Source organism: Yersinia similis, assembly GCF_001053095.1.
Classification (GTDB): Bacteria; Pseudomonadota; Gammaproteobacteria; order Enterobacterales; family Enterobacteriaceae; genus Yersinia; species Yersinia similis.
In genome coordinates this window covers 186,570-204,789 of the sequence record NZ_CGBP01000003.1, presented here as the reverse complement: position 1 = coordinate 204,789, position 18,220 = coordinate 186,570, and the positions used below count along the sequence as shown (strand labels likewise).

Sequence of the window (18,220 nt, the reverse complement as noted above, 5' to 3'; positions counted from 1 at the left end):
TGACCTGATGAGATTGAAATGATGCGTAACATTGAACTGGAAACTGTACTCAATAACCAACTGAATATCGGGGATTTTCAAGATTTTGCCCCCAATGGTTTGCAAGTTGAGGGGCGGCGGGATATCCAGCGGGTTGTTACTGGTGTGACCGCCAGTCAGGCGCTGTTGGATGCGGCAGTTGCGCATCAGGCCGATGCTATTTTGGTCCATCATGGCTATTTCTGGAAAAATGAACCGGTAGTGGTGCGGGGGATGAAACGCAACCGCTTAAAAACACTGTTGACCCACGATATCAATCTGTACGGTTACCACTTACCGCTGGATGCACATCCTGAACTTGGCAACAACGCCCAACTGGCTAAATTGCTTGATATACAGGTCTTGGGTGAAATCGAATCTTTGTTGCCCTACGGTGAGTTCACCACGCCGCTGAATGCTGTCACTTTACGTGAGCGTCTGGAAAAACAGTTGGGGCGCAGTGTATTACATTGTGGTGATCGGGCGCCCGCAGAGGTCCGCCGTATCGCCTGGTGTACGGGCGGCGGGCAGGGATATATCCAACAAGCGGCTGAGTTTGGTGTAGATGCATTCATCACTGGTGAAGTTTCTGAGCAAACAATTCATATTGCTCGTGAGATGAAAGTGAATTTTTATGCGGCAGGGCATCACGCGACTGAGCGTTATGGTATTAAAGCGTTGGGTGAGTGGTTGGCTGAACAGCATCAATTAGATGTTACCTTTATTGATATTCCTAACCCTGCCTGAGTTAGTCTATAGGGCCATTTTCGCCGATGTTTAGCATCGGCGTGTCTCCGTCTTACATGGCGCTGTCTGGCGATTAAGCGGCGTTTATGTTCCCGGCCAATTTGCCATTCGTTGGCTGGTTGCCCCAATTTTTTGCCAATTCTCGCTTGATATCCATAAAATAAACAGGTCTTTATCCTCTTAATGTTGCTAAAAATAGTCATCTGATTGTTTTTGGGTGATAAATCGACAGTTTTCACGCGTGTCTCTTCTCCAGTCGTTGATTATAAACAAGAAAAATATTTTTGGTCTCCCTCCATCTTGATAAAAAAACCTCAAAATGAGCCATTCACGGTGATTAATTTCACGCTTGCCCCCCCTATTTAGTGATTGATAGTATTTATTGGTTTGTTTGGTTCTATTGACAGCGACTAAGTGCTAAAGCATAAATATGTGCTTATTGACGATAATTATTGAGTTATACCCTGCTTGCTGGGCATGACGGCGTGGCGAGTGGCGAGTGGCGGTCGAATATCCGAATCTCTTGTCGAGGTAAGTTCATCGGGATTCGAGTGTTTTATTTTGCTGTTGCGTTAATGACTTTGGGTATCTAAAAACAGAACCATAAATTAATCAGGGGGACAGGGTGCAACGAGCACGATGCTATTTACTGGGAGAGAGTGCGGTGGTGCTGGAGTTAGAACCACCGGTAACATTAGCCAGCCAGCAACGGATTTGGGGCTTAGCTGATCGCCTGATTCATCATGCCGATATCCTTGAGGCGATCCCAGGCATGAATAATTTAACTCTGCTGTTGGCCGATCCGCAAAATACCGCATTGGATGCGATTGAGCAGTTACAACGTTGGTGGGAAGAGAGCGAGTCATTGATACCCGAATCGCGGGATATCACCATCCCGGTTATTTATGGCGGAGAAGCTGGCCCCGATCTGGCTGAGGTTGCACGCCATGCGGGGATGAGTGAACGTCAGGTTGTTGAGTGCCACGCGGGTGCCAGTTATATCGTCTATTTTTTAGGCTTTCAACCGGGTTTCTCTTATCTGGGAGGGATGCCAGATCAACTGGCTACACCACGGCGTGCAGAGCCACGTTTAGTCGTCGCACCAGGTTCGGTCGGGATTGGCGGCAGCCAAACGGGAATTTATCCCTTGGCAACACCAGGAGGGTGGCAGTTAATTGGTCGCACCTCACTGGCACTGTTTAATCCAGTGGAGATGCCACCGACCTTATTGCGGCCTGGGGATAATGTGCGCTTTCTGCCGCTAAAGGAGGGCGTATGCTGAATATCACCCGTGCAGGTATTTATACCACGGTACAAGATGCTGGCCGTGGCGGTTTTCGCCGCTTGGGGATCAGCCAAGGGGGAGCGTTAGATTTACCCGCGCTGAGTATGGCGAACATGCTGGTGGGTAACGCCACCGATGCGGCTGGGTTAGAAATTACCCTTGGGCAGTTTACGGCAGAATTTACCCAATCGGGTTGGATTGCCTTAACCGGTGCCGGTTGCGATGCCAGACTTGATGAACAGCGGCTCTGGACCGGCTGGTGTTATCCGGTTAAAGCCGGACAACAGCTAAAACTCAGTGTACCGCACCGCGGTATGCGCAGTTATCTGGCTATCTCTGGCGGTATTATCGTGCCAGAAATGCTGGGTTCACGCAGCACCGACTTGAAAGCCGGGTTTGGTGGTCATCAGGGGCGGCTGATTAAAGAAGGCGACCGCCTGCCATTGGGTAAACCTACTCGTTTGCCCAGTGAATCTGTTGGCGTTAAACAGCTATTATTCGGTAACCGTGTCCGTGCCGTACCGGGGCCGGAATACCACGAATTCGATGATGTTGCGAAGAATACTTTTTGGCGAGAAGCCTGGCAGCTCAGTCCACAAAGTAACCGCATGGGATACCGTCTGAGTGGCCGCGAATTAATGCGTAATACCAGGCGTGAAATGCTATCTCATGGTCTATTGCCCGGCGTGGTGCAGGTTCCCCATAACGGCCAGCCGATTGTATTGATGGCTGATGCACAAACGACTGGCGGCTACCCACGGATTGCTTGCGTGATTGAGGCGGACCTCTACCACTTGGCGCAAATTCGGCTAGGTGAGCCGATACATTTTGTGCCATGTACCGTGGAAGAGGCACTACGTGCCAAAAGAGAGCAACAGCATTTCCTACAGCAGATTGAATGGGGTTTAGAGAAGGGTTTGATTACCCCGGAGGCCTAATGAAAATTGATTTAAATGCTGATTTAGGCGAGGGCTGCGCCAATGATCAGGCGCTACTGCAATTGGTCAGTTCGGCCAACATAGCCTGCGGTTTTCATGCCGGTGATGCACAAACTATGCGTCAATCGGTACGCTGGGCGTTGGAGTATGGTGTGGCTATTGGTGCGCATCCGAGCTTCCCGGATCGGGAAAACTTTGGTCGCACTGCGATGCAGTTACCACCAGAGACCGTCTATGCCCAAGTGGTTTATCAATTGGGTGCCCTTGCTGCCATAGTGCGGGTTGAGGGGGGGGTTATGCAGCACGTAAAACCCCATGGCATGTTGTACAACCAAGCGGCGGTCGATCCGTTATTGGCGGAGGCCATTGCTCAGGCGGTTAAGGCTGTGGATCCGTCGTTACGTTTGGTCGGGTTGGCGGGGAGTGAATTGATCCGCGCCGGTACCCGTATGGGGTTAGTCACCCGGCAGGAAGTGTTTGCTGATCGCCGCTATCAACCCGATGGCACGTTAGTCCCTCGCGGTCAGCCAGATGCTCTCATTGAAAGTGATGCGTTAGCCCTATCACAAACTCTGGCTATGGTGCAGCAGCAGCAGGTTCAGGCCCGCGATGGCAGTTGGGTACAGGTACAAGCTGATACGGTATGTGTTCATGGCGATGGCGCACATGCATTAGCGTTTGCGCGTTGTTTACGGGACAGCTTTCAGCAGGAAGGCATCCGCGTGATAGCGCAATAACCAGCGCCTACCTTGGGCAGAATATATTTATCACTTAAATACATTTTACATTATTGAAATACACATCAGAACAGGAGAGAGCCCTTGGAACAAACGGTAAATCTTTGGCCGCTGATCGGCATTGCGGCGATTGTAATTGGATTTTTATTACGGATAAACGCGGTATTAGTGGTGATCACCGCCGGGATTATTACTGGTTTGGCAGCGTTGATGCCAATAGCCACCATTTTAGAAAGTCTGGGGCAGGGGTTTCTTAACACCCGAAATCTGCCTTTGATTCTGTTACTGCCCCTGGCTGTCATTGGCTTGCTTGAGCGCCATGGTTTGAAAGAGCGGGCGCAGGCATGGATTGCGCAAATTAAAAGTGCGACATCAGGTCGCTTATTAATTATTTACCTGTTTGTGCGTGAAGTGACTGCAGCCATGGGGTTAACCAGTCTTGGTGGTCACCCTCAGATGGTACGGCCCTTATTAGCGCCAATGGCAGAAGGGGCGGCAGAGAACCGCTATGGTGAATTGCCGGAGAAAGTTCGCTACCGCCTGCGAGCTATGTCAGCGGCAACCGATAACGTGGGGTTGTTCTTTGGTGAAGATATTTTTGTCGCTTTTGGGGCCATTATCTTTATGCACAACTTTATGTTGGAGTCGGGTGGCATTCAGACTGAGCCATTACATATCGCCTTGTGGGGGATCCCGACCGCGATTTGTGCGTTCCTGATCCATGCTTACCGTTTACAGCGGTTAGATAGACAACTTGCCGCGGAATTAACGGCGCTGAATCAGTCTGCCCTGGCAGCTAAGGGAGAGGCTAAATGATTTTCCAACAACAATATTTATATTGGCTGGCCGGAGTGGTGCTACTGATTGTCGCAGTGATGTCATTTCGTGATAAAGCCAATCCAAGACGTTTAACCACCGGTTTGTTTTGGGGGTTGTATGGCTTGATTTTTCTGGTTGGCGATTGGACCTATCGGCTGGCGAATGCGCTGGCGGGCGAAGGCCCGGATGAGAAACGCATCCTGAATATTATTGTTGGTCTTGTCGTGGTGGTCATGGCGCTGATTGCCGGATTTGGTGGTGTAAAGCTGGGGAGTTACCATCAACGGACTCCGCAAGAGCGTGATATTAGCGCGAAACGTTTAGGTAACCGACTCTTTATTCCGGCATTAGCCATCCCATTGGTCACGGTTATCGGTGTGCTATTGTTCAATAACATACCGGCCCTGCAACAAGGGATGTTTGGTCCGGGTAACCACTCCACGCTAGTGACTCTATTCTCAATGACGGTCGGCTGTGTTCTTGGCTTGGTTCTTGCCGTCGTGATGACCCGTGAGACGGTGGCGCAACCGGTACAGGAAGCACGCCGTCTGCTGGATTCTATCGGTTGGGCATTTATTCTGCCGCAAATCCTGGCGACACTGGGGTTGTTATTTACTAGCGCGGGTGTCGGGACTGCCATTGCTCATCTCACGCAAGAATATCTGGCCGTCGACCAGCGCTTTATTGCTGTAGCGGTCTATGCTATTGGCATGGCGTTATTAACCATGATCATGGGTAATGCGTTCGCCGCTTTCCCGATAGTGACTGCCGGTATTGGCATTCCTATTTTAGTGTTACAACACGGGGGAAACCCGGCAGTGATGGCGGCCATCGGCATGTTCTCTGGTTATTGTGGGACATTGATGACGCCGATGGCGGCTAACTTTAATATCGTTCCGGCCGCATTATTGGAATTGCCGGACAAAAATGCGGTCATCAAAGCACAAATCCCAACTGGGGTAACTCTGTTGATTGTTAACGTATTTTTACTGTATTTCCTGATGTTTCTCTAAGGAGAGGCGATGAGACGTGTATTAATTACTGGGTTTGAACCTTTTGGTGGGGAGCAGATTAACCCTTCCTGGGAAGTGGTCAAACAACTGAATGATTTAATGATGGGTGGCGTCAGAATTGTGGCACGCCAACTACCCTGCGCATTCGGTGAGGCACTGATAGCCCTGAACGCCGCGATAGATGATGTCCAGCCCGTATTGGTACTTGCTATCGGTCAGGCGGGGGGCCGTGCGGACATTACCATTGAACGGGTGGCGATTAACGTTGATGACGCGCGAATCCCAGACAATTTGGGTAATCAGCCCGTTGATCAGCCTATTGTTAAAGAGGGGCCAGCGGCATATTTTACCCGCCTACCGATCAAGGCCATGGTTCAGGGGATACGGGAAGCGGGGATACCGGCATCAGTTTCTCAAACCGCAGGTACCTATGTTTGTAACCATGTTATGTACGGTTTATTGCATCGGTTAGATCAGTTTAATAATGAGGTCAAGGGCGGTTTTATTCATATCCCTTATTTGCCGGAACAGGCAGTTGATCACCCCGGTGCGCCCAGTATGTCGGCACAATCAGTGTTGGTCGCGTTAGAATTGGCTATCTCTATCGCATTGCAGATTGAGCATGATTTGCATATTACGGGTGGGGCAGTTCACTGATCTTTCAATAACCTCACGGCACCCGAAGGTGGCGTGAGGTTATTGACAAAGTACCCGTGGCGCGGACGCTTTACTCCCTTGCCTATCCTCACCGTTTCAGAGTGAGTCATCGGGGGTTGTCAGTAGTTTCAGGGCCAGAGCTTTGCTCTGAACGGTGATTTACTCCACCGCAGGCAGCTTAGGTTGCCAATCAATCGGCTGCTTATTTTGTTGTTGCAGTAATTGATTAGCTTGTGAAAAGTGCTTACAGCCCAGAAAACCACGGTGTGCTGACAAGGGTGATGGATGGGGTGCTTTCAAAATATAATGGCGCTCAGCATTAATAATGCGGCCTTTTTTCTGAGCATGTGATCCCCACAACATAAAAATCACACCTTCTCGGTGTTCATTCAGCGCAGCAATCACTTTATCCGTAAAGGTTTCCCAGCCAAGGTTAGCATGAGAATGGGCTTTGCCCGCTTCTACCGTCAGGACCGTATTAAGCAATAAAACGCCTTGCTCGGCCCAGCTTTGTAAAAAACCGTGGTTAGGGCGCTGGAATCCTGGAATATCAGTAACCAGTTCCTTGTATATATTCCCCAATGAAGGGGGGGCAGGAACACCGGGTAGAACCGAAAATGATAATCCATGAGCCTGGTTAGGGCCGTGATACGGATCTTGCCCTAGAATGACGACTTTTACTTGATCCAGTTCGGTCAGGCGAAAAGCGTTAAATATATCTTTTTGTGGTGGATAGATGGTCTTACCAGCACTGCGTTCTGCTGCCACATAGGCCAGCGTATCTTTAAAATATGGTTGTTCTTTTTCTTGGCCGATCACATCGTGCCAAGTAAGGGAGGGGGACATAAACACTCTCCTTGGTTTCTGCAAGGTATTGATGTGCGCTAGCTTACCGGTTCAAACCGATGAGTGAAACTGTTAAACCCAAGTCTGTGACATGATGTTGTTTTTTTGACCTTTATATATAAAAAATGTTTAAAATTTACAAAAATAATTGCTGACCACGTTTCTGACAAAATTGATATAAAACATAAATTTGCCATTGTCTATATTGATGGTGTGGCGAAAAAATTGATTTGAATCAATGAATGGTAAGGGCTGGACTGGTATATAGAACAATAAGACAACAATGGTTTTACCAAATAACCAAGATAATTCTCTTCCCTTGGAATTTATAGCCGTACTACGGAGGCACCAAATGATTACTGGTATTCAAATTACTAAAGCTAACAATGAAGCCTTGCTGAACTCTTTTTGGCTGTTGGATGATGAAAAAGCTGAACTGCGCTGTGTTTGCGCGAAATCTGGCTATGCTGAAGATCAGATAGTTCCAGCAAGTGAGTTGGGCGAGATCGAATATCGCGAAGTGCCACTGGAAGTGCAACCAACTGTACGTGTTGAAGGCGGTCAGCATCTGAACGTTAACGTTCTGAGCCGTGATACCCTGGAAGATGCAGTGAAAAATCCAGAGAAGTATCCACAACTGACTATCCGGGTTTCCGGTTATGCAGTGCGTTTCAACTCACTGACACCAGAACAGCAACGCGATGTGATTACCCGGACTTTCACTGAAAGTCTGTAATTCTTAGGCGAGCAGTTAAGTCATAAGAGATTTAATCATAAAGTGATAGGGGACTCCGGTCCCCTTGAGGTTATTGACAAAGTGCCCGCGACGGAGAGAACAGGCAGATCGTAAAGACGCCGTAAATACATCCATGTAGGCTCGAGCCGCGCCATCCTTGGCGCGGACTCTTTACTCTTCTGCCTATCCTCACCGTTCAAGAGTGAGTCATCGGGGTTTGTCAGCAGTCTGAGGGGACTTCGGTCCCCTTTTTCATACCTGAAATTTAGCAAGTTAACTTAAGAGCATCAGCTGATGTGTCGATAGATACCCTCATTGAGCCGGGATAACGATTTAGATTATCCCCCAACAAGGAGTTGGCATGAGTGAATCTGTCAGTTTGACTACGCCTGTTTTAGTCTCTTGCTTAATGAATGATGTTAATCCATCGGTTAAGGTAGAGAAAGAAGACGCCACGGCAGTGACCACCGCACAGGCCACCAAAATATCAGAGGCAATTCACCGAGCAACAGCCATGTTGGCGGACAATGTTCTCTATGACAGTACGCCATACACTCACGAGGTGACCGCAGGCAGTACCAATGTACCAATATCAAGTGGGCAGAGGCCACAGCAAGCGGACTATTCATTAGCACTGCTCGCTAAAGATGTTTATGCCCCCACCTCTGGCAATCTCAACGGGTTTGTCCGTTTAAGTGACGAGAGGCTACTGGCAGCAGGTATTGACCCAGCCGCTTTGTCTGATAGTGCTTCAGGCTTTCTCGCCGGGATTTACAGTGATAATCAACAGTATGTCTTATCCTTTGCTGGCACGAATGATAGGCACGATTGGTGGAGTAATATCCGACAGGCGGTGGGCTATGAGGATGTGCAATACAATGAAGCGGTCGCTCTGGGGAAAACAGCAAAAATGGCTTTTGGTGATGCGCTGGTGATCACCGGGCATTCATTGGGCGGTGGGTTGGCGGCTACCGCAGCATTAGCCACCGGGACTTTTGCCGTTACCTTCAATGCCGCAGGGGTTGCCAAGAATACACTCAAACGCCTTGGTATGGACTCCGCTAAAGCGCGGCGTTCGGCAGAGAATGGTGGGATACGGAGCTATAGCGAGAAGTATGATTTACTGACTGGTATTCAGGAGTTAACTTCGCTTATTCCTAATGCTGTGGGTCATAAAATTGTATTGGCCAATAGCGACAAATTGACTGGGGTGGATGATTGGTTACCACACAAACATCTCGAACGCCGTTTATCGGCGCATAGTATTGAGAAAGTACTTAGCTCAATGAGTGAACAACAGCCTTGGGAGCGGCAGTATGTTTGAATATGAACATGAGATGTCTACAGCGTTATGCTATCAGCACTGTTTTGATGCCACTATTGGGTTTTGGGGGAGGGGCAATGACAGAGATTAGTACTGCTTTTACTGATCCATTAGTTATGCCGATCGCCGATGCGATTGCGCGCGGAGAAGTACAACAGATCCATACGTTGGCCAATGAATCATTGTTGCAGCAGCGAGGTGATCAATTAATAACACTGATGCAATGGGCGATCCTTAACCAACAGCCAACTAGCCTGGTGGCATTAATACAAGAACACGCCGATCCTTCTCAATCAGGGATACAAGGCGACACGGCATGGCATACCGCCGCCAGTGTACAAGATGCACGCTATATGCGCATTTTACTCGATAGCGGCCAGCAGCCGAGTATCCGAAACAGCGTGACTTTAGCGGTACCCTTAGCATCGGCGGTTATGGCTGGGCGCGAGATTCAGGTGAGTCTGCTATTGGCCGCAGGCGTTGACCCGAATCTTGCAGATCGTATGGGTGACACACCGTTACATGTTGCGGGTAAGATTAATTCGCCGGGGTTGGCGTTGCGGCTGCTGCAAGCCGGCGCTGATCCTAAATTACGTAACAAGCAGGGCGCAACGTTCCAACAGTATTTAGCGATGACGCCATTGGACATCCAAGGAATTGAAATACAGCAAGAATATCAGGAATTGAATGGTTGGCTGCGCGGTAACAATTTTGCAGAAGTTGATGAGCAATAGAGTAAAAAAGTCAGTTGCAGGTAACGCAATATTCGCAATGTCATTTCAGTCTGAAAGCGGTATCGGTAATGAGCATATATCTAACAAAAAAGCCGCTATTTTTTGAGCAGCGGCTTTTTTGCGTACATGTCACTAACCAGCACTCTTGGTATCAGGTTTTGCTTTTGGTGTCCGCCGTTTGCCAACGTTTTTGGCATCACGATGACGAACCTTAACCTTTACTTTCTCTTTGCTGGCTTCTTTTTGTTCTTTACGCTTCGCTAAAACCTTTTTAGAGGGTTTACCCGTCGCTTTTTCACTTGGAGCCTTGCTCGTTGGGCGCAACTCATCAATAACGCGTGGTTTCAGTGGTTCGTTAAGATAACGGCCAATTTTACCCAACAATATATGATCATGAGCTTCAACCAATGAAATAGCTACGCCTTTGCGGCCAGCACGGCCAGTACGACCAATGCGATGTAAATAAACATCGGCGGTGCGCGGCATATCAAAGTTGAATACATGGCTGATATCATCAATATCCAACCCGCGTGAGGCAATATCGGTGGCAACCAGCACATTTACCCGGCCATCACCCAAGCGAATAACCGCTTCGGTACGTTTAGCTTGCACCATTTCGCCTTCAAGGAACCAGGCATTAATACCCGCCTCACGTAGCCAACTGACTAACTCATGGACACGCTCGCGGGTACGAACAAAAATGATGGACTTCGATACATCTGGCTGTTTCAGCAGATGACAAAGTAACGCTGTCTTATGCTTGATATCGTCTGCACGGTAGTACCATTGCTGAATTTTTTTGCGTTCGCGGCGTGATGGATCCGCCTCAAGTTCTACTGGCTCATTTAGGATCCGCTCCGCAAATTCGCGGATAGCTTCACCTTCAAGAGTGGCAGAGAACAGCAGTGTTTGCTTACGCCAGCGGGTTTCGGCTGAGATGGTTTCAATATCCTGGGCAAAACCCATGTCCAGCATACGGTCAGCTTCATCCAGGATCAGGGTCTCTACCGCACGACAATCAAAGTTTTCTTCTTTAATGTATTGCAGCAGGCGGCCTGTCGTGGCAACGACAACATCCTGATTCTCACTGAAGACTTCGGCATGGTTCATATACGCCACGCCACCAGTTATTGTGGCGATATCCAACTGAGTATACTTTGCCAGTTCACGGGCTTGGTCTGCCACTTGCATGGCTAACTCACGGGTTGGCGTCAGGATCAGGATCCGCGGTGGCCCGGATTTTTTGCGGGGGAAATCCAGCAAATGCTGCAAGGCTGGCAGCAAAAAGGCGGCAGTTTTGCCGGTACCTGTTGGAGCCGAACCTAATACGTCACGCCCATCCATAGCTGGCGGGATCGCCGAAGCTTGAATAGCCGTAGGACGCTCATAGCCTTTGTCGCGCAGTGCGTCAATCAGACGTTCATCGAGATCGAGTTCGGAAAAATTGGTTACAGTCATGGTCTTCCTCTACTTGGGGCGCCGATTATAGACGGGTTAGCCGAATTCTTCACCTGTTTAAGTCGGAATGATGTCTTTTCCCTTTAATAATATTGTCCTATGCTACGCCAGCTATATACTCGCCATACTTCAAGCTGCATGTGCGTTGCTACGTTCAATCACCCGAACCGATTCGTCTCTCGCTTGCTGCCTGCCTGTAATTCGAAGTATTTAGAGTATAAATTTTGGTGACTAATGTGGGCGAACAATTGAAAAAACAACAGGTGTTACGTGGTGGTGGTTTCACCTTTAAACAATTCTTTGTGGCACATGATCGCTGTGCAATGAAAGTGGGCACTGACGGCGTTCTGCTGGGTGCTTGGGTGCCAGTGTTACACGCCCGTAGAGTTTTGGATATTGGCTGTGGCAGTGGGCTTATCGCCTTAATGATTGCCCAACGCTCAACAGCACAGGTACAGATTGACGGGGTTGAACTGGAACCCGCCGCCGCACAACAGGCTAGCAATAATGTTGAATTATCCCCTTGGGCTGAGCGCATTCATATCCACGAGCAGGATATTAATCAGTTTGCCGAGAATCACCCCCATCAGTATGACCTGATTGTCAGTAACCCACCTTATTTTGCTCCGGCTATTGCTTGTCGGGATGAAGCCCGTGATACCGCGCGCTATACCGGGTCACTCACTCATGATGCTCTACTGAACTGTGCGGAGAAGCTTATCACAGAGGACGGGATGTTTTGTGTGGTTTTACCCCATGAGTTAGGGATTGAATTTGCCCACCTTGCTGGGCAACAGGGCTGGTTTCCCCGGTGCCAGGTTGATATCAGGGATCGCCCCGGTAAACCGTTACACCGAATGCTACTGACACTTTCAAGACAAGCGGGTGAGACTGTGTATCAACATTTAGCTCTGCGTCAGTCTGAAGGTGTTTACTCACCTGAGTTTTGCCAGCTAATCAGTGAGTTCTATCTAAACTATTAATTTTAAATAAAGTAATTAATTTTAAATAAAATAATTAGCGTGAAATAAGAATCGGGCGTCGTAGAGACGCCCTGAGGTTATTGACAAAGTGCCTGCAACGGAGAGAACAGGCAGATCGTAAAGACGCCGGCTTCCCTGTATAAAAATAGCCTTCCCTGGGGGATCGAGCCGCGCCCTCCCTGGCGCGGACGCTTTACTCTTCTGCCTATCCTCACCGTTCAAGAGTGAGTCATCGGGGTTTGTCAGCAGTCTGCGGGCGTCGTAGAGACGCCCTCAATATCATGGATGCAGAATGGTTGGCTGTGGGTTTTCTATTTGATCAGGGTAATCAAGCGTATAGTGCAACCCACGACTCTCTTTACGTTCCATCGCACAGCGCACGATTAACTCCGCGACTTGTACCAGATTACGTAACTCCAGCAGGTTATTGGAGATACGGAAGTTGGCATAATACTCATCAATCTCTTGCTGCAACGTGTTAATACGACGTAAAGCCCGCTCTAAACGTTTTGTGGTACGGACAATGCCGACGTAATCCCACATAAATAAACGCAACTCATGCCAGTTATGTTGAATGACAACCCGTTCGTCAGAATTATCAACGCGGCTTTCATCCCAATCTGGCAAATGCTTGGCCAGTTTGGCATTCGGCAGCCGTGTCAGAATGTCTTCTGCGGCTGACCAGCCATAGACCAGGCATTCGAGCAGGGAATTGGAGGCCATGCGGTTGGCACCGTGTAAGCCGGTGTAGCTCACTTCACCAATTGCATACAACCCATCTAAATCGGTACGCCCATGTTGATCAACCATCACGCCACCGCAGGTATAATGAGCCGCAGGGACAATCGGAATAGCTTCTTTGGTTAGATCGATACCCAATGACAGCAGTTTTTCATAGATCATTGGGAAATGTTGCATCACGAAATCAGTGGGTTTATGGCTGATATCCAGATACATGCAATCAGCGCCGAGACGCTTCATTTCATGGTCGATGGCTCGGGCAACGATATCGCGTGGCGCAAGTTCACCGCGTGGATCAAAATCAAGCATGAAACGGCTGCCATCAGGGCGTTTAAGGTAGGCACCTTCACCACGTAAGGCTTCTGTCAGTAAAAAATTACGTGCCTGCGGGTGGAAGAGGCAGGTTGGATGAAATTGGTTAAATTCCAAATTAGCGACCCGGCACCCGGCACGCCACGCCATGGCAATACCATCACCAGACGAAATATCTGGGTTAGTGGTATATTGATAAACTTTAGCCGCACCGCCTGTCGCCAAAACTACGGCTTTGGCGCGGAAAGTCTCAACTTTCTCTAACTCGCGGTTCCAGATATAAGCACCGACGACGCGTTTGGTGCCCGCCAAACCAATTTTGTTCGATGTGATAAGATCGACAGCATTACAGCGTTCTTTCACTGAAATATTAGGGTGATTGCTTGCTTTACCCACTAAGGTAGTTTCTACTTCTTTACCGGTAGCATCCGCGGTATGCAGAATACGGCGGTGGCTATGACCACCTTCACGGGTAAGGTGATAGCGCTCTTCGCCATTAGCACTAGTCTCTGTATCAAAAAGAACGCCTTGATCGATGAGCCATTGGACACAAGAGCGGGCGTTGCTGGCAATAAATTCAACGGCCTCTCTGTCGCAAAGTCCGGCACCGGCGATTAAAGTGTCATCGACATGTGAACTTATACTGTCTGTTTCGTCAAAAACAGCGGCAATACCTCCCTGAGCATAAAAAGTGGCTCCCTCATTAAGAGGCCCTTTGCTTAGAACGGTAACTTTACAATGTGGCGCGAGGCGGAGAGCTAAAGACAAGCCAGCAGCGCCACTCCCGATGATCAAGACATCGCTAATGTGTTCAGATGATGATTGCATATCGTATGATGTGTGCGGAAGAAGAGTTGGTTTCATGTTAGCCTATCTGCTTGAGAAAAAGCTATGGGTATAAGATATCTGAATAATATTTGGACAAAGAATCGGGCAACATGGAACTTTACAATTTTTATAAACTCCAAGCGAGTGCTTGCTCAGGAAACAATGATATGGCTGGCAGTACTGTTTTTAGCGTGGGGATAGATTTCGGGAGAGTTCACCTCGGATGAGCGAGCAGTTAACGGATCAGATGCTGGTTGAACGGGTCCAGAAAGGTGATCAACAATCGTTCAATTTACTGGTCATTCGATACCAGCATAAAGTTGCGAGCCTCGTATCCCGGTATGTGCCTCAGGGCGATGTTCCTGATGTTGTTCAGGAATCTTTTATTAAAGCGTATCGCGCACTGGAGTCATTTCGTGGTGATAGCGCTTTTTATACGTGGCTATATCGTATTGCTGTTAATACAGCGAAAAATTACTTAGTCGCTCAGGGGCGGCGCCCGCCATCCAGTGATGTGGATGCAAATGATGCTGAAAATTATGAAAATGCGGGTGCATTGAAAGAAATATCGAACCCTGAGAACTTAATGTTGTCTGAAGAGTTAAGGCAGATAGTTTTTAAAACCATAGAGTCACTTCCTGAAGATCTCCGAATGGCGATTACATTAAGGGAGCTAGATGGTCTAAGCTATGAAGAGATAGCAGCCATTATGGACTGTCCGGTGGGTACTGTTCGTTCACGTATCTTCCGCGCCAGAGAAGCTATTGATAACAAAGTTCAGCCGCTAATTCAGCGATAGGCGGACACACAAAGGGTATTTAGGCATGCAGAAAGAAAAGCTTTCCGCTTTGATGGATGGAGAAACTCTCGATAGCGAGCTGCTTGGGACTTTATCGAAAGATAAAGCGTTGCAGCAAAGCTGGCAGAGCTACCATTTAATCCGTGACACTTTGCGCGGAGATGTTGGCAATGTTTTACATCTGGATATTGCCAGCCGTGTAGCAGAAGCGCTCAAGAACGAGCCAGCGCGCTTGGTTCCTATTGCTATACCTGAATCTCAGCCACAGCCACATCTTTGGCAGAAAATGCCTTTCTGGCAAAAAGTCCGTCCGTGGGCCAGTCAGATTACTCAGGTGGGAATGGCCGCTTGTGTTTCTCTCGCTGTCATTGTAGGTGTTCAACAATATAACCAACCGGCACAAAATTATTTACAACCTGAATCACCGGCATTTAATACCTTGCCAATGATGGGTAAAGCGTCACCAGTCAGTTTTGGTGTCCCTGCTGATGGTTCTTTTGGTACCAATCAACAGAATCAGGTTCAAGAGCAGCGTCGGCGCGTCAACATGATGACCCAATTGCAAGATTTTGAATTGCAACGTCGTTTACCACAAACTGATGTATTGCAGCAGCCTTCAGATTCAACACAAGCCGCAATTCAAGTCCCTGGAACTCAATCCTTAGGAATGCAGCAGCAGTAATGAAGCAACTTTGGTTTTCCGTCTGTTTAATGACGGGCAGCCTGTTCATGACAAACATTGCTTCGGCGGAACCTACGCCGATAGCAATGTTGCAGGAAATGGGCAGTGCCAGCAAGTCGCTCAATTATGAGCTATCTTATATTAACGTTAACAAGCAAGGGATTGATTCTCTTCGTTATCGACATGCCATTTTAGACAAAAAACCGTTAGCACAATTGTTGCGTATGGACGGCCCTCGTACAGAGATTTTACAACGTGGCAGTGAGATAAGCTATTTCGAACCCGGCTTTGAATCTTTCACATTGTCTGGTGAGCACATTGTTGATGCTCTGCCGTCTATTGTTTTCTCCAATTTTGAAAAACTATCCAAGACGTATAACTATATTGCGTTAGGTCGGGCACGTGTGGCCGATAGGCCATGCCAGGTGATTAGAGTGGTTGCTAATGACAGCACCCGGTACAGCTATATTATTTGGCTGGATGAGGCAACGAAACTGCCAATGCGGATAGATTTGTTGGATCGTGATGGCGAAACACTTGAACAATTCCGTGTTATCTCTTTTGTGGTTGGCGAGCCTATTCAGCAAGTTTTACAAGGTATGCTGAAATTATCCTTGCCACCATTACTGGCGTTGCCAGCGAAGACTAAAGCTGATTTTACCTGGGCTCCGCGTTGGTTACCGCAGGGGGTTGCAGAGGTTTCACGTAGTCGCCGTACACTGCCGAATATGGATACACCAACAGAGTCTCGCTTGTATACCGATGGCTTGTTTAGTTTTTCAGTCAATGTGAATCCCGTAGGCAAGGAGGGGACTTCGGAGCAATCCCTGCGTCAGGGGCGGCGTACTGTCCAGACTGAAGTCCGTAATAACGTCGAGATAACGGTAGTGGGTGAATTGCCACCGTCAACGGCCAAACGTATTGCCGACAGTGTGGTTCTGGAGTCGACAAAATGATGAAAGAATGGGCGACGGTGATATCGTGGCAAAATGGTATTGCCCTATTACGTTGTGAACCACACTCTGGTTGTGGGAACTGCCATTCTCGCCGTGGATGTGGTAGCCATTTATTAAATGAGTTAGGGCCTGAAACCGACCATCAATTACAAGTTGAGATTTCACAACCGCTAGAGCCAGGGCAAAAAGTTGAAGTTGGCATCAGTGAGGGGAGTTTATTACGTTCTGCATCATTGGTTTATTTAACCCCGTTAGTTGGGTTAATTTCTGGGGGGGCACTGTTCCAGTCTCTATTTTTAACCGATGTATTTACGGCTCTTGGGGCTATTTTGGGCGCGAGCTTAGGTTTTTTACTGGCACGAAAACTGGCAACTAAGGTTGAGGGGTTAAGTGCTTATCAGCCTGTTATTTTACAAATCGGTTTACCACCAACGGCTATGCGTATTCAGCAAGAATAATACGTTATTATTTATTAAGTATTATAGGCAGGAATGCGGTTTTGTATCATATGTTTGATCAATGCAATAAAAAGGTCTGCATTGATTAAATCAGAATAATCTATTGAGAAAATAATATTCCCTTGAGTATCCAATAAGCGTATTTTTTCATAAAAAGCTTCTTGTAATGTTTCTATCCGAAAAATATTCTCAATATTAATAATGCCGTTAATTGTGATTAGTGTGTGTGCGCTGAGTGACAGCGAGGATGTATCCATCTGATGAGTATTCATTCTTCCTATACCCGTTTTAATCTCTCCATGATATATCATTCTTTTTAACCAACCCTCTTCTTTCTTAATAATATCAAATTCCAGTGTTTCGCCGTGCGATAAACTGTTTAAGTTTATTACGCCTATCCTCATGATTTGTTGATGAATTATTGTATTTATCAACGGATATGCATTATTGATGTTGTTAATAATAACGTTCCATGGCTGAGATTTAGATGTGCGAAATGCCATAGCGTGAATCCTTCCGTTGGGGTTTATTCCTGTATTATATTTATAAATGTATTTGATTTTATCAAATGGGATGAAATAAATTTCCATGTTGTTATGATTAAAAACCCTAACACCATTTTCATAAAGAAAATAAGTAAATTCTGGATTTTCATGTAGATGTAAATAAAGTAACCCGCTCAGTGATATTGCGGCGATAGCAACGCATAAGATAGAAAAAATTGATGGTGTTAAGAATATTGATGTCGTAAGTGCCAGTGTGATAATTACAGTGCTAAATACTAATATAGCTATTATTATAGTAATAGTAATCCATGAGTTTTCATTTCTCATTTCGTGGCGGCTCAGTATTTTTCCTTCGTCAATCATAATACTCTCCTCGTTACCGCCAAGAGAATATTTCACTTGGTTATTATAAAATCACACTAATGCTGTAACTGTATGTCTTTTCCTCGGTAGGTATATGAGCATTTTCCTAAAGTGGCAGGGTGTTTTTTTAGGTTGTAACTGAATATCTCGAATATCATCAACATGACCAGACTGCGTTTATTCAGTAGATGATTATCAGAAAATAAATTTTACAGTTATAGCGGTTAATCGACATCCTATATAAATAGGGTGATTAGCCAGTGCTTTATCGGATAACGGC

General features: G+C 47.4%; 19 protein-coding genes. 15 read left to right on the top strand and 4 right to left on the bottom strand.

The genetic code is table 11. The annotated features are described in order from the left end of the window. The first annotated feature begins 21 nt into the window (after positions 1-21). The 7 genes from AC971_RS04035 to pcp all read left to right on the top strand — a co-directional run bounded on the left by AC971_RS04035 (position 22) and on the right by pcp (position 6,214). On the top strand, positions 22-765 hold the full coding sequence (locus tag AC971_RS04035; RefSeq protein WP_038402320.1) for a type 2 GTP cyclohydrolase I: 744 nt from the start codon (positions 22-24) through the stop codon (positions 763-765). 625 nt (positions 766-1,390) lie between these two features. Continuing rightward, positions 1,391-2,047: a 5-oxoprolinase subunit PxpB gene (pxpB, locus tag AC971_RS04030; protein ID WP_025380913.1), complete on the top strand. Its 657-nt coding sequence runs from the start codon at positions 1,391-1,393 to the stop codon at positions 2,045-2,047. Next, positions 2,041-2,988, top strand: coding sequence for a 5-oxoprolinase subunit PxpC (gene pxpC / locus AC971_RS04025; protein ID WP_025380912.1), 948 nt, complete (start codon positions 2,041-2,043; stop codon positions 2,986-2,988). Before pxpB ends, pxpC begins: the two co-directional genes overlap by 7 nt. After that, positions 2,988-3,725, top strand: a complete 738-nt coding sequence (gene pxpA / locus AC971_RS04020; RefSeq protein ID WP_025380911.1) for a 5-oxoprolinase subunit PxpA — start codon at positions 2,988-2,990, stop codon at positions 3,723-3,725. The genes pxpC and pxpA overlap by 1 nt, the downstream gene beginning before the upstream one ends. 84 nt (positions 3,726-3,809) lie before the next feature. Beyond that, on the top strand, positions 3,810-4,541 hold the full coding sequence (locus tag AC971_RS04015) for a DUF969 domain-containing protein (protein WP_025380910.1): 732 nt from the start codon (positions 3,810-3,812) through the stop codon (positions 4,539-4,541). Further along, positions 4,538-5,557: a DUF979 domain-containing protein gene (locus AC971_RS04010; RefSeq protein ID WP_025380909.1), complete on the top strand. Its 1,020-nt coding sequence runs from the start codon at positions 4,538-4,540 to the stop codon at positions 5,555-5,557. Before AC971_RS04015 ends, AC971_RS04010 begins: the two co-directional genes overlap by 4 nt. Before the next feature lie 9 nt (positions 5,558-5,566). After that, complete coding sequence (gene pcp, locus AC971_RS04005) at positions 5,567-6,214, top strand: pyroglutamyl-peptidase I (RefSeq protein WP_025380908.1); 648 nt, start codon at positions 5,567-5,569, stop codon at positions 6,212-6,214. 159 nt (positions 6,215-6,373) lie between these two features. On the opposite strand, the gene ung is transcribed toward pcp, so the two are convergent. Then, positions 6,374-7,060, bottom strand: coding sequence for a uracil-DNA glycosylase (gene ung, locus AC971_RS04000; RefSeq protein ID WP_025380907.1), 687 nt, complete (start codon positions 7,058-7,060; stop codon positions 6,374-6,376). Positions 7,061-7,412: 352 nt separating this feature from the next. Here ung and grcA point away from each other — a divergent pair, with 352 nt between their 5' ends. The 3 genes from grcA (at position 7,413) to AC971_RS03985 (ending at position 9,854) form a co-directional block, all read left to right on the top strand. Beyond that, positions 7,413-7,796, top strand: a complete 384-nt coding sequence (grcA, locus tag AC971_RS03995) for an autonomous glycyl radical cofactor GrcA (RefSeq protein ID WP_025380906.1) — start codon at positions 7,413-7,415, stop codon at positions 7,794-7,796. Between the two features lie 361 nt (positions 7,797-8,157). Beyond that, positions 8,158-9,120 carry a Tle-like phospholipase domain-containing protein gene (locus tag AC971_RS03990; protein ID WP_025380905.1) on the top strand — a complete coding sequence of 321 codons (963 nt, stop codon included), beginning with the start codon at positions 8,158-8,160 and terminating at the stop codon, positions 9,118-9,120. A 77-nt stretch (positions 9,121-9,197) separates the two neighbouring features. Next, complete coding sequence (locus AC971_RS03985) at positions 9,198-9,854, top strand: ankyrin repeat domain-containing protein (RefSeq protein ID WP_025380904.1); 657 nt, start codon at positions 9,198-9,200, stop codon at positions 9,852-9,854. A 132-nt stretch (positions 9,855-9,986) separates the two neighbouring features. On the opposite strand, the gene srmB is transcribed toward AC971_RS03985, so the two are convergent. Next, entirely contained in the window at positions 9,987-11,312 is a 1,326-nt protein-coding gene (gene srmB, locus AC971_RS03980; protein ID WP_012104783.1) for an ATP-dependent RNA helicase SrmB, read from the bottom strand. Between the two features lie 236 nt (positions 11,313-11,548). Between srmB and trmN the strand changes: the two genes are divergently transcribed. Further along, complete coding sequence (trmN, locus tag AC971_RS03975; protein ID WP_025380903.1) at positions 11,549-12,295, top strand: tRNA(1)(Val) (adenine(37)-N(6))-methyltransferase TrmN; 747 nt, start codon at positions 11,549-11,551, stop codon at positions 12,293-12,295. Positions 12,296-12,574: 279 nt separating this feature from the next. Here trmN and nadB read toward each other — a convergent pair whose 3' ends face one another. Continuing rightward, entirely contained in the window at positions 12,575-14,176 is a 1,602-nt protein-coding gene (nadB, locus tag AC971_RS03970; protein ID WP_025380902.1) for an L-aspartate oxidase, read from the bottom strand. A 223-nt stretch (positions 14,177-14,399) separates the two neighbouring features. On the opposite strand from nadB, the gene rpoE reads away from it, so the two are divergent. Genes rpoE through rseC form a run of 4 tightly spaced genes read left to right on the top strand, consistent with a single transcriptional unit; the run spans position 14,400 to position 17,071 of the window. Then, a complete protein-coding gene (gene rpoE / locus AC971_RS03965; protein WP_002209672.1) occupies positions 14,400-14,975 on the top strand; it encodes an RNA polymerase sigma factor RpoE in 576 nt (191 codons plus the stop codon). A gap of 25 nt (positions 14,976-15,000) precedes the next feature. After that, positions 15,001-15,657, top strand: coding sequence for an anti-sigma-E factor RseA (gene rseA / locus AC971_RS03960; RefSeq protein ID WP_025380901.1), 657 nt, complete (start codon positions 15,001-15,003; stop codon positions 15,655-15,657). Beyond that, positions 15,657-16,613, top strand: coding sequence for a sigma-E factor regulatory protein RseB (gene rseB, locus AC971_RS03955; RefSeq protein WP_025380900.1), 957 nt, complete (start codon positions 15,657-15,659; stop codon positions 16,611-16,613). Before rseA ends, rseB begins: the two co-directional genes overlap by 1 nt. Beyond that, positions 16,610-17,071 (top strand): SoxR-reducing system protein RseC, encoded by a 462-nt coding sequence (gene rseC / locus AC971_RS03950; RefSeq protein WP_025380899.1) that lies wholly within the window; start codon positions 16,610-16,612, stop codon positions 17,069-17,071. Before rseB ends, rseC begins: the two co-directional genes overlap by 4 nt. A 14-nt stretch (positions 17,072-17,085) precedes the next feature. Here rseC and AC971_RS03945 read toward each other — a convergent pair whose 3' ends face one another. Continuing rightward, positions 17,086-17,940 (bottom strand): hypothetical protein, encoded by an 855-nt coding sequence (locus AC971_RS03945; RefSeq protein ID WP_025380898.1) that lies wholly within the window; start codon positions 17,938-17,940, stop codon positions 17,086-17,088. Positions 17,941-18,220: the final 280 nt, after the last annotated feature.

Excerpts from the sequence above, each read along its gene's own strand:
- AC971_RS04035 (WP_038402320.1), top strand. The coding sequence starts at position 22 with ATGCGTAACATTGAACTGGAAACTGTACTCAATAACCAACTGAATATC.
- pxpC (WP_025380912.1), top strand. The coding sequence starts at position 2,041 with ATGCTGAATATCACCCGTGCAGGTATTTATACCACGGTACAAGATGCT.
- pxpA (WP_025380911.1), top strand. The coding sequence starts at position 2,988 with ATGAAAATTGATTTAAATGCTGATTTAGGCGAGGGCTGCGCCAATGAT.
- AC971_RS04010 (WP_025380909.1), top strand. The coding sequence starts at position 4,538 with ATGATTTTCCAACAACAATATTTATATTGGCTGGCCGGAGTGGTGCTA.
- pcp (WP_025380908.1), top strand. The coding sequence starts at position 5,567 with ATGAGACGTGTATTAATTACTGGGTTTGAACCTTTTGGTGGGGAGCAG.
- ung (WP_025380907.1), bottom strand. The coding sequence starts at position 7,060 with ATGTCCCCCTCCCTTACTTGGCACGATGTGATCGGCCAAGAAAAAGAA.
- grcA (WP_025380906.1), top strand. The coding sequence starts at position 7,413 with ATGATTACTGGTATTCAAATTACTAAAGCTAACAATGAAGCCTTGCTG.
- AC971_RS03990 (WP_025380905.1), top strand. The coding sequence starts at position 8,158 with ATGAGTGAATCTGTCAGTTTGACTACGCCTGTTTTAGTCTCTTGCTTA.
- AC971_RS03985 (WP_025380904.1), top strand. The coding sequence starts at position 9,198 with ATGACAGAGATTAGTACTGCTTTTACTGATCCATTAGTTATGCCGATC.
- srmB (WP_012104783.1), bottom strand. The coding sequence starts at position 11,312 with ATGACTGTAACCAATTTTTCCGAACTCGATCTCGATGAACGTCTGATT.
- nadB (WP_025380902.1), bottom strand. The coding sequence starts at position 14,176 with ATGCAATCATCATCTGAACACATTAGCGATGTCTTGATCATCGGGAGT.
- rpoE (WP_002209672.1), top strand. The coding sequence starts at position 14,400 with ATGAGCGAGCAGTTAACGGATCAGATGCTGGTTGAACGGGTCCAGAAA.
- rseA (WP_025380901.1), top strand. The coding sequence starts at position 15,001 with ATGCAGAAAGAAAAGCTTTCCGCTTTGATGGATGGAGAAACTCTCGAT.
- rseB (WP_025380900.1), top strand. The coding sequence starts at position 15,657 with ATGAAGCAACTTTGGTTTTCCGTCTGTTTAATGACGGGCAGCCTGTTC.
- rseC (WP_025380899.1), top strand. The coding sequence starts at position 16,610 with ATGATGAAAGAATGGGCGACGGTGATATCGTGGCAAAATGGTATTGCC.
- AC971_RS03945 (WP_025380898.1), bottom strand. The coding sequence starts at position 17,940 with ATGATTGACGAAGGAAAAATACTGAGCCGCCACGAAATGAGAAATGAA.